Here is a 13,698-nt window from a genome sequence, read left to right as displayed (position 1 = left end):
ACCTTGACCTGGGTTCGGGTTCGGGCCTGGTCCTGGCCACGAGGCTGGGATCTGGGCCTGGGCTCGACGCCCGGACCCAGCCAGCCCCGGCCTCAGAGCCGGACCCAGACCCCGAGCGCGGAAGCTTGGCCACTGGACCACAGAATCGTTCCGCTTCGGACGCTGCCCCGATGAGATCGCTCGGTTCCACCCACCGACCTGGCGCGACCGCCCCGCTCCCGACAGGCGCCCCGACACGTTCGCTCCGCTGCCGAGACGAGCCCGGCACAAGCGCCCTGTTCCCGGCACGACCCCGCACCGTCGCTCTGTTTCGTGAGCCGGAGCCGGAGCCGGAGCCGGAGCCGGAGCCAGCGCCGGGGCCAGAGCCGGAGGCGTACCCGCCGCCGTCCACCGCCTCCACCCACGGGTGGAGAACGAGCCGGTCCGGGAATCCACCCGCGATCCACCCTGGCGCCGATCTGCTGAGCTGCGGATTTCCGTAGCGTCGAAGGCGTCGGCAGCGCTCGCCGCCGGCATCCTCTTCCGCTCACGGAGGCTCTGATGTCCGGGCTGGTCAACGCGTTGGTGATCGTGGCCGTCGTCGCGGTGGTGATCGTGCGGCAGTTCCGCGCCCGTCAGATCGGCACCGACCGGCGCTGGTGGCTCCTCCCCGTGATCCTCGGCGTCGTGGCGCTGCGCGAGCCCGGTCTGCTCGACCCGCACCACCACACCGCGTCCGCCCTGCTGCTCGCGGTCGAGCTGGTCATCGGACTGGTCACCGGAGCCGGCTGGGCCTGGACCACGCGCCTGTGGGTGGAGTCCGACGGCTCCGTGTGGAGCAAGAGCACCAAGGCGAGCGGGGGCGTCTGGCTCGTCGGCATAGCCCTGCGCGTCGGCCTCGTGGCTCTGGGCGCGGCCGTGGGTGTGCACCAGGACAGCTCGGCCCTGATGCTCGGTCTCGCGGCGACGCTGCTGGTCCGCTCCGGGGTCCTGGCCTGGCGGGCCCAGTCCTTCACCGGGACGGCCGGATTCGCCCCGGCGTACGGTTTCGGCATGGGCCGGCCTGCCCGGAAGGAGCGCGTGTGACAGAGAACGCCTGGACGCGCTGGCCCTCCCGGGAGGCGCTGGGCCGAGAGGGGGTCTCACGGCCCCGGCGACTGCTCGCCTGGGCCGTCCGGCTGCTGGTGATCGGCGTGCTCCTGGGAGGCGCGCTCACCGGCAGTCACGTCCGCGGCTGGGCCCTGGCCGCAGGCGCGGCCGGGATTCTGCTGGCGGCGGCCGTCGCCTGGGCGTTCTGGCGCACGACTCTCGCCCACAGGCTCTGGCCCTCGGTGGCACTCATGGCCGTGCTCCTCGCGATGGCGGTCGGGGGACAGGCGGCCGGGTTCAGGGTTCCGGCCCTCGTCATCTGGTGCGGGTGTGCCGTCAGCTCGCTGGAGCGGCTGCCCATCGCGGTCGCCGTACCGGTGACAGCGGTGTCCCTCGCGACCTTCGCCGCGGTCAACAACGACGTCTGGCTGACCACCGCGGTCACGACGGCGGGCCTGGCGCTCGCGGGATACACGCTCCGCCTCGACGCAGAGGCCCGGGGCAACGCCCAGCGGCTGCTGACCCAGGAGCGCATGGCGAGAGCGGCCGAGGCGGAGTCCGCCGCGCTGGCGGAGCGGGCCCGTATCGCCCGGGAGATCCACGACGTGCTGGCGCACAGCCTCTCGGCCCAGCTCGTACACCTGGAGGCGGCCCGGCTGCTGATCGAGCGGGGCGCCGACCGGGAGACGATCCTGGAGCGGGTCGTCGCCGCCCGGGGGATGGCCCGCGACGGACTCTCCGAGACCCGGCAGGCGTTGTCCGCGCTGCGGGGCGAGATGAGCCCGCTGGAGGACTTCCTGTCCGAGTTGGTCGGTACGGCCGGCGGTGCGCAGGTCACCGTTACGGGTGATCGGAGACAGCTCTCCGCCGAGGCCTCGCAGGCCGTGCGCCGGGTCGCCCAGGAGGCCCTGACGAACGTCCGCAAGCACGCCCCGGGCGCCAAGGTGCTGCTCACGTTGGACTACGGCGAGCGCGAAGTGACCCTGGATGTACGGGACTCGGGCGGCTCGCCCGGCGAACTGACCGGGGCGGGAGGTGGATACGGTCTGCTGGGCATGCGGGAACGCGCCGAGTTGCTGGGTGGTTCGCTGCGCGCCGAGCCGGACGAGGAGGGATTCGTGGTCACGCTGAAGGTGCCCGCATGACGGAGGAGCCCGTGAAGAAGCCGGCGAGGGTCGTGGTCGCGGACGACCAGACCGTCGTACGAGAAGGCATCGTGATGCTGCTGGGGCTGCTGCCCGGGATCGAGGTCGTCGGCGCCGCCGGCGACGGGGAAGAGGCGGTGCGGCTCGTCGCCGAACTCGCCCCGGACGTCGTCCTGATGGACCTGCGCATGCCGCGCTGCGACGGTGCCGAGGCGACCCGGCGGATCCGTGCCGAGTATCCCGGTACGCAGGTGGTGGTACTCACGACCTTCGCGGACGACGCGTCGCTGTTCCCGGCGCTGCGTGCAGGGGCGCGCGGCTATCTCACCAAGGACGCGGGCGGCGACGAGATCGTACGGGCCGTGGAGAACGTGCTGTCGGGGGACGCGGGGCTGTCGCCGAGCATCCAACGCCGTTTGCTGGAGCGGCTGTCGGAGCCCGAGCCGCTGCCGTCGTCTGTGCCCGCAGCGCCGCCGGACGGTCTCACCGCCCGGGAGGTGGAGGTGCTGGTGCTGATCGCCGAGGGCCTGAGCAACCAGGAGATCGCCCGCGAGCTGCATGTCTCCACGGCGACGGTGAAGACCCACATCAACAACCTGTTCGCCAAGACGGGGCTCAAGGACCGTGCGCAGGCGGTGCGTTACGCCTACGGGAAAGGACTGGTGCGGCCACCAGCGAGTTGAGTCACCTGATGGGGTGAAGACACCGGAGAAGAAGTGTCGGGGATCTTCCCGTTCTGTCCATCCTTGGGCATGCAGTCAAGCAACGGTCGTCCCCGCGGTGGCGGGAGCGGTCACGAGAGTCCGGCCGAGAACCACGAAGGCCATGACCTGACCCCTGCCGAGGCAACCGGAAAGGTGCGGTACCACGACCCTTGGTACGACGCCCTCGCGTCCGGCTGGGGCGAGTCGGACGGCGCGGGCGTGCCCGCCCCCGAGGTGCCGGCCGCTCGCCGGGAGGACGAGGTCAGGGCGATGCGCGCCGCGGACGTGTACCGGGAGGTGCAGCGCAGCGCGGCCTTTCAGGAGGTGCGCGGCCGGTATCTGCGGTTCGTGGTGCCGGCCACCGTCGTCTTCTTCACCTGGTACGTGGCCTATGTGGTGACGGCGACCACGGCACCCGGATTCATGGCCCGGCCGGTGGCCGGCGCGGTGAACGTGGGGATGGTCGCCGGACTCGGGCAGTTCCTCACCACCTTCCTGCTCACCTGGGCCTACGCCCGGCACGCGCGGCTGCGCAGGGACCGGGCCGCGCTCGAACTGCGCTGGGACACACAGGAACTGACACGAGGCATTCGAGGCGGTACGTCGTGACCGGGAACCATCAGACGCTGGCGCTGCTGCTGTTCAGCGTGTTCATCGCGGTCACCCTCGGGATCACCACCTGGGTGAGCCGCAACCGGCATGGTTCGGAGGAGGAGTTCTACGCGGGCGGACGGCTCTTCTCCCCGATGGAGAATGGTTTTGCCATCTCGGGTGATTATCTGTCCGCGGCCTCCTTCCTCGGGGTCACCGGGCTCATCGCGCTGTTCGGCTACGACGGCCTGCTGTACGTGGTGGGCTTCTTCGTCGCCTGGCTCATGGTGCTGTTCCTCGTCGCCGAACTGGTGCGCAACTGCGGGCGGTTCACGCTCGCCGACGTGGTCGCCGCCCGGATGAGCGAGCGGCCGGTGCGGATCGCGGCGGGAACTTCCTCGGTCACCGTGTCCGTTCTCTACCTGGTGGCGCAGATGGTGGGCGCGGGCAGCCTGGTCTCGCTGCTGCTGGGAGGGACGAGTCCGGCCGCGCGGGCGTGGACCGTCATCGGCGTCGGGGCGCTCATGGTGATCTATGTGTCGATGGGAGGGATGCGGGCCACCACCTGGATCCAGATCGTCAAGGCGGTCCTGATGATGAGCGGCACCATCGCGCTCACCGTGCTGACCCTGGTCCGCTTCCACGGGAACCTGAACCACCTACTGCTCACGGCCGCCGCGCGCAGCGGTCACGGCGCCGCCTTCCTGGCGCCGGGGCTCAAGTACGGCGGGGACTGGACCGCGCGGTTCGACTTCATCAGCCTGGGCCTCGCGCTGGTGCTGGGCACGGCCGGGCTGCCGCACATCCTGTCGCGCTTCTACACCGTGCCGACCGCACGGGCCGCGCGCCGTTCGGTGGTGTGGTCGATCGGGCTCATCGGCGCGTTCTACCTGATGACGATCGTCCTCGGCTTCGCCGCCGCGGCGGTCGTGGGACCGGACACGATCCGCACGTCGAACGCGGCGGGGAACACGGCGGTCCCGCTGCTCGCCCTCGACCTCGGCGGAGGCGCCGATTCCACCGGAGGCACCGTCCTGTTCGCGATCGTCGCGGCCGTGGCCTTCGCCACGATCCTCGCGGTGGTGGCGGGGATCACCCTGGCCTCCTCGGCATCCGTGGCGCACGACCTGTACGCGTCGCTACGGCGCCCGAACGCCAAACCGCGCAGTGAGGTGGCCGTGGCGCGGGTCGCCGCGGTCGGCATCGGCATCGCGGCGATCGGGCTCGGCCTCATCGCCAGGAACCTCAACGTCGCCTTCCTGGTGGGCCTCGCCTTCGCCGTCGCCGCCTCCGCGAACCTCCCGGTGCTGCTCTACTCGCTGTTCTGGCGCGGCTTCACGACCCGCGGCGCCGTGTGGGCCGTATACGGCGGACTGATCCCCGCGCTCGTGCTCGTGCTGCTGTCGCCGGTCGTGTCGGGCAGTCCCGAATCGCTCTTCCCGGGCGTCGACTTCCAGTTCTTCCCGCTCCAGAACCCCGGCCTCGTCTCCATCCCGCTCGGCTTCCTGGCCGGCTGGCTCGGCACGGTCACCTCGACGGAGGTCCCGGACGAGGCCAAGCACGCGGAGACCGAGGTGCGTGCGCTGACGGGGGCGGGGGCCGTGTAGCGGTCCCTGTGTGCCGTGGCCACGCGAGGGTTGTGCGGCTGTCGCGTGGCTACGGCGCCACCCAGGCGTAGCGGTGTTCCGGGCGGCCCGTGTCGCCGTACTTGAGGGAGAGGCGCAGGCGGCCGGCCTGTTCGAGGTGGCGGAGGTAGCGCTGGGCCGTGGAGCGGCTCAGGCCGGTCTCGGCGGCGACCTCGTGGGCCGAGAGCGGATGGCCGGCTCGGTGCAGGACGCCGCAGATCAGGTCAGTGGTCGGTTCCGAATGGCCGCTGGGCAGGCCGGGGGAGGCCGGTGCGGGCGTCGTGCGCAGGGCACCGAAGATGCGGTCGACCTGCTCCTGGCCGGCGATGCCCCGGCCGCCGACGCGCTCGACGGTGCGCCGTAGGGCGGCGTACGAGTCGAGGCGGGTGCGCAGTGCGGTGAAGGTGAACGGCTTGACCAGGTAGTGCAGGGCGCCGAGGCGCATCGCGCGCTGCACGGTCGCCACGTCGCCGGCCGCCGTGATCATGATGACGTCGGTTCCGTGGCCCTGCTCCCGCATGTGGTGGACGAGTTCGAGACCCGTCCGGTCGGGCAGATAGTGGTCGAGCAGCACCAGGTCGATGGTCCCGCGTTCCACGGTGGCCAGCGCCTGGGCAGCACTGTGCGCGCGGGCGGCGACCCGGAAACCGGGAACCTTCCCCACGTACTTGGCGTTGATCTCGGCGACGCGGAAATCGTCGTCCACGACCATGACGTCAATCATTGGGCCTCTTTCCTCAAGGCCAGGCGAGCGTTAAGCCCGTGTTTCGGCTCCGCAGTTGTAGCGCGAGCAAAACGAGCACAACAGGCTCTTGCGAGCAAAAGAACGGCTTGCGCCCAGAAGACTGCTGCTGTGGTCCGGGCCACATCTACGGTCCCGGCCATGAGCGCAGACATCAGCCCCGCCATCGAGCTGCGGGGCGCGAGCAAGACCTTCAGGACCCCGTCGGGGGGTCTGCACACGGCCGTACGGGGGCTCGATCTCACCGTCGGGCGTGGCGAGTTCGTGGCGGTCGTCGGCCCCACGGGCTGCGGCAAGTCGACCACGCTGACCCTCGTCAGTGGGCTGGAAGAGCCCTCCGAGGGCGATGTCCTGGTGGCCGGTGAGCCGGTCTCCGGCGTCGGCGACAAGGTCGGTTTCGTCTTCCAGCAGGACGCCACCTTCCCCTGGCGCACGGTGCTGTCCAACGTCATGGCGGGCCCGCGCTTCCGCGGCGTACCGAAGGCGGAGGCCAAGGCGAAGGCGCGTGAGTGGCTGGCCCGGGTCGGGCTGTCCGCCTTCGAGGACCGCTATCCGCACCAGCTCTCCGGCGGTATGCGCAAGCGCGTCGCACTCGCCGCGACCTTCGTCAACGACCCCGAGATCCTGCTGATGGACGAGCCGTTCTCGGCGCTCGACGTGCAGACCAGGGCTTTGATGTCGGACGAGCTCCTGGAGCTGTGGGAGGGCACCGGCGCCTCGGTCGTGTTCGTGACCCATGACCTGGAGGAGTCCATCGCGCTGGCCGACAAGGTCGTTGTCATGACCGCGGGGCCCGCCACCGTGAAGCAGGTCTTCGACATCGACCTGCCGCGGCCCCGCAAGGTCGAATCCGTGCGCCTGGAGCCGCGGTTCATCGAGATCTACCGCGAGATCTGGGAGTCCCTGGGCGAAGAGGTCCGCATCACGCGCGAGAGAGGTGCGGCCAATGTCGCCTGACGTCATGCCCGAGGACAAGGTCGTGCCGGCCGTGGTCGAGTCCGGTGCCACGTCGGACCGGGCCCATTCACGCGCGCGTGCCGCCCGTAAACGCAAGGTCGGAGTCGGGGCGGCCCGGGTGCTGCTCCTGGTCGCCGTGCTCGGCCTGTGGGAGTGGCTCTCCCGGGTCAAGGTCATCGATCCGTTCAACTTCTCGATGCCCTCGAAGATCTGGGACCAGATCTACACCTGGGTGATGCACGGGACCGCGCTCGGCTCCTTGGGGGAGCAGATCTGGTACACGCTCCAGGAGGCGCTGCTGGGCTGGATCATCGGTGTGGTCGCCGGTGTCGTGTTCGGTATCGCTCTGGGGCGGATCACCTTGCTGGCCGACGTACTTGGTCCATACATCAAGGTGCTCAACTCCATACCCAGGATCGTGCTCGCCCCGATCTTCGTGATCTGGTTCGGCCTCGGACCGGCCTCCAAGGTCGCCTCCGCCGTCGTGCTCGTCTTCTTCCCAGTGTTCTTCAACGCCTTCCAGGGCGCCCGGGAGGTCGACCGCAACCTGGTCGCCAACGCCCGCATCCTCGGCGCCAGCGACCGCAGGGTGACCCTCCAGGTGGTCATCCCGTCGGCCACCTCCTGGATCTTCACCAGCCTCCATGTCAGCTTCGGCTTCGCCCTCATCGGCGCGATCGTCGGTGAGTACATCGGCGCCACCAAGGGCATCGGCCTGCTCGTCGCGCAGTCCCAGGGCACCTTCAACGCGGCCGGCGTGTACGCCGCGATGGTGATCCTCGCCGTCGTCGCTCTGGTCGCCGAAGGGCTCCTCACCTTCGCCGAGAACCGCATCTTCCGCTGGAAGCCGTCGGGCTCCGACAGCTGAACGGCCCCTCGCCGCAGCCCTGTTGAAGACGCCTCTTCTCTCCCCCCCCCGCACCGCACCCTCACAAGGACGTGAACCGCCATGCGCACAACCGTCAGATACGCCGCCCTGGCCGCCTCGGGCCTGCTCGCCCTCTCCTCCCTCACCGCCTGCGCCAACGACGCGGCCGGCACCGCCTCCACCGGCTCCGGCGCCAAGGGCGACGGCAAGGGCGAGAAGGTCAAGATCATGGTCGGCGGCCTGGACAAGGTCATCTACCTGCCCGCGATGCTCACCCAGCGGCTCGGCTACTTCGACGCCGAGGGCCTCGACGTGGAACTGCTGAGCGAACCGGCCGGCGTCCAGGCCGAGACCGCGCTCGTCTCCGGGCAGGTCCAAGGAGCGGTCGGCTTCTACGACCACACGCTCGACCTCCAGGTGAAGGGCAAGTCGGTCGAGTCCGTGGTGCAGTTCTCGCAGGCGCCCGGCGAGGTGGAGGTCGTCTCCACGAAGGCGGCGGGGAAGGTCACGTCCGCCAAGGACTTCAAGGGCAAGAAGCTCGGCGTGACGGGCCTCGGCTCCTCCACCGACTTCCTCACCAAGTACCTCGCCGTCAAGAACGGCGTCAACGTCAGCGAGTTCACCCCGGTCGCCGTGGGCGCGGGACCGACCTTCGTCGCGGCGCTCCAACAGGGCTCCATCGACGCGGGGATGACGACCGACCCGACCGTCGCGACGATCCTCGACAAGAAGGCCGGCAAGATCCTCGTCGACATGCGTACGCCCGAGGGCTCGCAGGCGGCGCTGGGTGGACCGTATCCCTCGTCAAGTCTGTACATGCAGACGGACTGGGTGAACGGCCACAAATCAACGGTGCAGAAGATGGTCAACGCATTCGTCAAGACGCTCAAGTGGATGTCCACCCACAGCGCGACGGAGATTGCCGACAAGATGCCCGCCGACTACTCCCAGGGCAACAAGGTCCTCTACGCGTCCGCGATCAAGAGCACGCTGCCGATGTTCACCAAGGACGGCGTGATGCCGGCGAACGGCCCGGAGACCGTCGAGAAGGTGCTCAAGGCGTTCAACCCCACCATCAAGAACGCCGACGTGGACCTCGACAAGACCTACACGACTGAGTTCGTGAAGAACGCGACAGGCTGACGGCCGCGCGGTCGGCATCCGTGAAGGAGGGCGGGTACGGCTCCTTCCCTCACCCCCACAGGCCGTGCCCTCAGGCGCGGGTCGCCCACACGTAACGGTGTTCCGGGCGGCCCGCGTCGCCGTATTTCAGCGTCAGCCTGGCCCGTCCGGTGCGCTCCAGGAGCTTCAGATAGCGCTGGGCGGTCTGCCGGCTCACTCCCGTGCGATCGGCGATCTCCTGGGCGGACAGAGGGCCCTCGGCGTGCATCAGGGACTGGCGGACGAGTTCCGCCGTGGTGGGGGAGTGCCCTTTGGGCAGACCGGGCTCCGAGGGCGCGGACAGGGCGCCGAAGATCCGGTCCACCTCGGCCTGTTCGGCCTCGCCGCCGCCGTCGAGGGTGCGGCGCAGTTCGGCGTACGCCTCCAGCTTGGCGCGCAGGCCCGCGAACGCGAACGGCTTGACCAGGTACTGCAGGGCGCCGTGGCGCATCGCCGCCTGCACGGTCGTCACGTCCCGGGCGGCCGTCACCATGATCACGTCGGTCTGGTGACCGCGCCTGCGCATCTCCTGGACGACCGCCAGACCCGTCTCGTCGGGCAGATAGTGGTCCAGGAGGACCAGATCAAGCCGGGGCAGCGCCTCCAGCCGGTCCAGGGCCTCGGCCGCGGTGTGCGCCTCGGCCGCGACATGGAAGCCCGGCACCTTCTCCACGTAGGCCGCGTTGACCTGCGCGACCCGGGTGTCGTCGTCCACGACCAGGACCTCGATCATCGCGACTCCTCCTCGGCAACGGGCTCCCCGGGGGCGGTGAGGGCGGGGGCGAGGTCCGGTTCGGTCAGTGCCTCGGGGAGGACGACCACGAACTCCGCGCCACCCCCGAACGCCTCCGTCACCACCGCGCTGCCGCCCTGTCGTTCGGCGAGCCGGCGCACCAAGGAGAGCCCGATCCCGCGCTTTCCGTGCGCCGGAGGCTTCTTCGTGGACCATCCCTCGGTGAAGACCAGCTCCCGTTGCTCCGCCGGGATTCCGGGCCCCGTGTCGCGCACCCGGAGGACGGTTGTACGCCCCTCCGTCCGCAGCTCGACCTCCACGCGTGCGTGCGGTGTGCCCGCCACGGCGTCGAGCGCGTTGTCCACCAGGTTGCCGACGACGGTGACCAGCCCGCGCGGGTCGATCAGCCGGTCCGGCAGCCACGTCCGGTCGGAGATCCACAGGGCGACGCCCCGCTCGGCCGCGACGGTCGCCTTGCCCACCAACAGGGCGGCGAGCAGCGGGTCCTGGATCTTCTCGGTGACCTGCTCGGCCGTCGCCCGGTGATCGCCGACCACCTCGCCGACGAAGTCCACGGCGTCGTCGTACATCTCCAGTTCGAGCAGTCCCAGAAGTGTGTGCATACGGTTGGCGTGCTCATGGTCCTGGGCGCGCAGGGCGTCGATCAGGCCGTGCGTCGAGTCCAACTCCCGGCCGAGCTGCTCCAGTTCGGTGCGGTCGCGCAGGGTGGCGACGGCGCCGCCGTCGTCGGTGGGCATCCGGTTGGTGACCAGGACCCGCTGGCCCCGGACGGCGAGCAGGTCGGTGCCGGTGACCCGGCCGGCCAGGACGTCGGTCGTCCGTCCCTCGCCGAGCGCCTCGTCCAGGGAGCGGCCGACCGCCTCGTCACCGATGCCCAGCAGGCGCCCCGCCTCGTCGTTCAGGAGGCGTATGCGGCCCGTGCGGTCCAGGGCGACGACGCCCTCCCTGATGCCGTGCAGCATCGCCTCGCGCTCCGAGAGCAGCGCCGAGATGTCCGAGAAGGCCAGGTCCCGGGTCTGCCGCTGGACCCGCCGGGAGATCAGCCAGGCCGCCAGGGCGCCGACCGCGAGCGCGCCCCCGGCGTACGCCAGCAGCCCCGGGATCGCGCTGATCAGCTGCGCGCGGACGCCGTCGTACTTGATGCCCACCGAGACCGCCCCGACGACCGTGCCGTCGGTGTCCCGGAGAGGCACCTTGCCGCGCGCGGAGCGGCCCAGGGTGCCCTTGTCGATCTCCTTGACCTCCTGGCCCGCCAGGGGCTGACCGGGAGAGGTCGAGACGAAACGGCCGATCTCGCCCGGCGTCGTGTGCGACCACCGCATGCCCCGCCAGTCCATCACCACCACGTACTCGGCCTTGGTGGCCTTCCGGATCCGCTCCGCCTCCCGCTGCACGGGTCCGTCCGCGGTCGGAGCGGTGTTCTGGATCTCCTTGACGATCTGCGGCTGCTGCGCGGTCGTCTGGGCGATGGCCAGGGCGCGGTTCATCGCCTCCTGGTCCAGCTGCTTGCTCAGCGGCGCGAGGAACAGCCCGGTCGCCAGGACCGCGACTCCCGCGGCGATCGCCAGCTGCATCAGCAGCACCTGCGAGAACACCCGCCGCGGCAGCCCGAGGCGACGGCGGCGTGCGGGGGGAGTGGGGCTCATACCCCTGACCGTACGTGCCGGGACGGGGGCTGCCCCAGGGGTGTGGCGCGGATCTCTTGACCAGTTCTTGGGAAAACCGGCCTTCAGAGGAGGGCGATTTCCTGTGCGGGCCCCCAGGAGGCCGCTGCCGTGCGGGTCAGCCCGCCAGCGCCGTCGTCAGTTCGCGCACCGCCACGACGTCCATCCGCGCCGGTGAGCCCAGGACCGCCGCCCCGCAGCTCTCCGGCCGGGGCGGAAGCGAGGCACCCTGGGCGACGATCACCCGCCAGTGGCGCCCGTCGACGTGCGCCACGGTCACCTCCCAGCGCGGCGCGGCACCGTCCGTCCGTACGACGCTCAGGGCGTCCGTCGCATACTCGCCCGCCGCGGTCCGTACGGCCAGCTCCGCCGCCTGTCCGGGCCGCTCCCAGGCCGAAGCGCCCCGGCAGCCCTCGACGACCACACGGCCCTCCCGGACCCCGTGGAGGATCTCCTTGATGCCGTGCGCCTGGACCCGCCCGTACGCGTAGCCGTACGGCAGGACGAGCACGGTGGGCGAGAAGCGGTGACCGCCCAGATGGGTGACCTCCCAGGCGCCCTGAACCCCGGAGGCGGCCAATTCCGCCGCGAGGGGGCGGCCCAGAAGCGCGCAGCAGCGGTCGCGCTTGCCGTTGGTGCATACGAGCGCGAGCGGATCACCGGTGTGAGGCCGCCCGCCGAGCGCCGAGCCGAACGAGCGGGGATCACCCGCGCCGAGCGCCGTGAAGTCGAGGCCGAGCAGCTCCTCGGGCTCGGTGGTCGTCGCGCTGTGCAGCCATACGTTCCCGGGAACGGTGTGGGCCGCGTACACCTGGCGCACCCGTGACGGCGCGAGTTCCGCGTGCCGCCCGGGGCGCCGGATGAGCGCGATCCGGACGCCCGTGTCCGCGGCGGCCGCTTCCAGGGCACGCCCCACCACGGGGTCCAGGTGGCTCGAAGTGAGCGCTTTGGCACCCCAAGGACCGGGCTGTTCCAGCAGCAGCCACGTCGTCGCTGTGGCCGCGGTTCCGGAAATGGGCTCGTCGAGGTCCCGAGAGTCGGTCGCGCACGTACTCACAGAGGTGAGCCTAACCTGACTTGGCTCAGGGCGACTTCCGACCGTGCTCGTGTCCTACTCCGGTAGTGGTTGAGGCGGTCTGGGGCCCACGTAGTGACCGCTGGGCCGCATCCGCAGCGGGCGCTCCCCGTACTCCTCCAGGGCGTGCGCGATCCAGCCCGCCGTACGGGCGACGGCGAAGACCGTCTCGCCCGCCGTGGAGAGCATCCCGGAGGAGACGGTGAACACGGCGAGCGCGAGGTCGACGTTGGCGTGCAGCGGGGTGTGGCGGGCGGTGGTGGCGACGATGTCGCGGGCCGCGGCGAGGGCGGGCGCGGCCCCCGGGATCTCCTCCAGGAGCGCGAACAGGGCACGCGCGCGTGGGTCTTCACCCGGGTAGAGCCGGTGGCCCAGTCCGGGGATACGGCGGCCGGACCGCAGTTCGTTCGCGACCACCGGGGCCGCGGTGCCCTGGTCGAGCACGTCGAGCAGAAACCGGTGCGCCAGGCCGCTGGCGGCGCCGTGCAGGGGCCCTTCGAGGACGCCCAGGCCGGAGGAGACGGCCGCGTAGGCGTGCGCGCGGGCCGAGGCGGCGACGCGCACCGCGAGCGTCGAGGCGGCCAGATCGTGGTCGACGAGGAGGCCAAGTGCCGTGTCCAGAACGCGCAGTGAGGCATCATCAGCGGGTCGGCCGCTCAGCCTGGCCCACAGGCGATGGGCCAGGGGACCCTCGTCGCGATGGGTGCGCCGTACCGGCGGCAGGGCCGCGACGAGGGTGGGGATGAGGATGCGCGCGGTGCCGAGCACGGCGTCCTCGGACAGGTCGAAACGCAGCGGGTCCGCGGTCGCCGCAGCGATGGCCGCGACCCTCAACCGGTCGGTGGGGCCGGCGTGTTCGGGCAGCGCGTCCACGGCACGTCGGGCGACGGCGACGGCCGCCTTGGGCGCGGTGAACATGATCCCGGGGCGCAGCTCCCCGGTCCACAGCCACTCCGCGATCTCCTCGTAGGAGTGGCGGGCGGCCAGCTCGGTCGCGTCGACGCCCCGGAAGTAGTACCGGTCCTTCTCGATGAGCGTGATCCGGGTCCGTACGGACAGCTCACCCCCGGAGCCCGAACTCCCGCTGCTCTCCCGTCTGTTGCGCCGGGCGAGCGCCTCCACTTCCTTGGCGTCGAAGGTGCTGCCCCGGCCGCCGGGCTCGCGCCTGCTGCTCAGCTGCCCGCGACTCACGTACGCGTACACGGTGTCGGGCTTCACGCCGAGCAGCTCGGCGGTCTCCTTGGTGCTCAGCCGTCGCTCGGGGTGACCGGGAGCGGGTTCTTGATCGCGCATGGAGGCCACCGTATCCATCCGCATACATGCCTTGCGAATATTGATTCAATC

Annotated in this window: 13 protein-coding genes; 8 read left to right on the top strand and 5 right to left on the bottom strand. The window is 70.8% G+C overall.

Annotated elements, in window-relative coordinates; all coding sequences use genetic code 11:
* Positions 1 to 540: 540 nt before the first annotated feature.
* The 5 genes from ACIRB1_RS07105 to ACIRB1_RS07085 all read left to right on the top strand — a co-directional run bounded on the left by ACIRB1_RS07105 (position 541) and on the right by ACIRB1_RS07085 (position 5,115).
* Positions 541 to 1,065, top strand: a complete 525-nt coding sequence (locus tag ACIRB1_RS07105; protein ID WP_403464819.1) for a DUF1453 domain-containing protein — start codon at positions 541 to 543, stop codon at positions 1,063 to 1,065.
* The gene (locus tag ACIRB1_RS07100) at positions 1,062 to 2,213 is read left to right on the top strand and encodes a sensor histidine kinase (protein WP_403464818.1); all 1,152 of its coding nucleotides are present in this window, start codon (positions 1,062 to 1,064) and stop codon (positions 2,211 to 2,213) included. The genes ACIRB1_RS07105 and ACIRB1_RS07100 overlap by 4 nt, the downstream gene beginning before the upstream one ends.
* Positions 2,210 to 2,896, top strand: coding sequence for a response regulator (locus ACIRB1_RS07095; protein ID WP_403464817.1), 687 nt, complete (start codon positions 2,210 to 2,212; stop codon positions 2,894 to 2,896). The genes ACIRB1_RS07100 and ACIRB1_RS07095 overlap by 4 nt, the downstream gene beginning before the upstream one ends.
* A gap of 69 nt (positions 2,897 to 2,965) precedes the next feature.
* Positions 2,966 to 3,526 (top strand): DUF485 domain-containing protein, encoded by a 561-nt coding sequence (locus ACIRB1_RS07090; protein WP_266773254.1) that lies wholly within the window; start codon positions 2,966 to 2,968, stop codon positions 3,524 to 3,526.
* Complete coding sequence (locus ACIRB1_RS07085) at positions 3,523 to 5,115, top strand: cation acetate symporter (protein WP_403464816.1); 1,593 nt, start codon at positions 3,523 to 3,525, stop codon at positions 5,113 to 5,115. Before ACIRB1_RS07090 ends, ACIRB1_RS07085 begins: the two co-directional genes overlap by 4 nt.
* Positions 5,116 to 5,164: 49 nt before the next feature.
* Here the strand turns inward: ACIRB1_RS07085 and ACIRB1_RS07080 are convergent, their stop codons facing one another.
* Positions 5,165 to 5,857: a response regulator gene (locus ACIRB1_RS07080; RefSeq protein ID WP_352185309.1), complete on the bottom strand. Its 693-nt coding sequence runs from the start codon at positions 5,855 to 5,857 to the stop codon at positions 5,165 to 5,167.
* A 159-nt stretch (positions 5,858 to 6,016) separates the two neighbouring features.
* Here ACIRB1_RS07080 and ACIRB1_RS07075 point away from each other — a divergent pair, with 159 nt between their 5' ends.
* The 3 genes from ACIRB1_RS07075 to ACIRB1_RS07065 all read left to right on the top strand — a co-directional run bounded on the left by ACIRB1_RS07075 (position 6,017) and on the right by ACIRB1_RS07065 (position 8,843).
* Positions 6,017 to 6,832, top strand: a complete 816-nt coding sequence (locus ACIRB1_RS07075; protein WP_403464815.1) for an ABC transporter ATP-binding protein — start codon at positions 6,017 to 6,019, stop codon at positions 6,830 to 6,832.
* Complete coding sequence (locus ACIRB1_RS07070; protein ID WP_352185311.1) at positions 6,822 to 7,700, top strand: ABC transporter permease; 879 nt, start codon at positions 6,822 to 6,824, stop codon at positions 7,698 to 7,700. Before ACIRB1_RS07075 ends, ACIRB1_RS07070 begins: the two co-directional genes overlap by 11 nt.
* 81 nt (positions 7,701 to 7,781) lie before the next feature.
* Positions 7,782 to 8,843, top strand: coding sequence for an ABC transporter substrate-binding protein (locus ACIRB1_RS07065; RefSeq protein ID WP_403464814.1), 1,062 nt, complete (start codon positions 7,782 to 7,784; stop codon positions 8,841 to 8,843).
* A 70-nt stretch (positions 8,844 to 8,913) separates the two neighbouring features.
* Here the strand turns inward: ACIRB1_RS07065 and ACIRB1_RS07060 are convergent, their stop codons facing one another.
* From ACIRB1_RS07060 to ACIRB1_RS07045, 4 genes are all read right to left on the bottom strand, one after another.
* The gene (locus tag ACIRB1_RS07060; RefSeq protein ID WP_352185313.1) at positions 8,914 to 9,594 is read right to left on the bottom strand and encodes a response regulator; all 681 of its coding nucleotides are present in this window, start codon (positions 9,592 to 9,594) and stop codon (positions 8,914 to 8,916) included.
* The gene (locus ACIRB1_RS07055; RefSeq protein WP_403464813.1) at positions 9,591 to 11,261 is read right to left on the bottom strand and encodes an ATP-binding protein; all 1,671 of its coding nucleotides are present in this window, start codon (positions 11,259 to 11,261) and stop codon (positions 9,591 to 9,593) included. Before ACIRB1_RS07055 ends, ACIRB1_RS07060 begins: the two co-directional genes overlap by 4 nt.
* A 136-nt stretch (positions 11,262 to 11,397) precedes the next feature.
* Positions 11,398 to 12,336, bottom strand: a complete 939-nt coding sequence (locus ACIRB1_RS07050; protein ID WP_403464812.1) for a sucrase ferredoxin — start codon at positions 12,334 to 12,336, stop codon at positions 11,398 to 11,400.
* Between the two features lie 54 nt (positions 12,337 to 12,390).
* Complete coding sequence (locus ACIRB1_RS07045; RefSeq protein ID WP_403464811.1) at positions 12,391 to 13,647, bottom strand: citrate/2-methylcitrate synthase; 1,257 nt, start codon at positions 13,645 to 13,647, stop codon at positions 12,391 to 12,393.
* Between the last annotated feature and the right edge of the window lie 51 nt (positions 13,648 to 13,698).

This window comes from Streptomyces sp. NPDC096013 (assembly GCF_044763565.1).
Lineage (GTDB): Bacteria > Actinomycetota > Actinomycetes > Streptomycetales > Streptomycetaceae > Streptomyces.
Note: the sequence above shows the minus strand (reverse complement) of the source record. Positions and strands in the feature narration are given on the sequence as shown.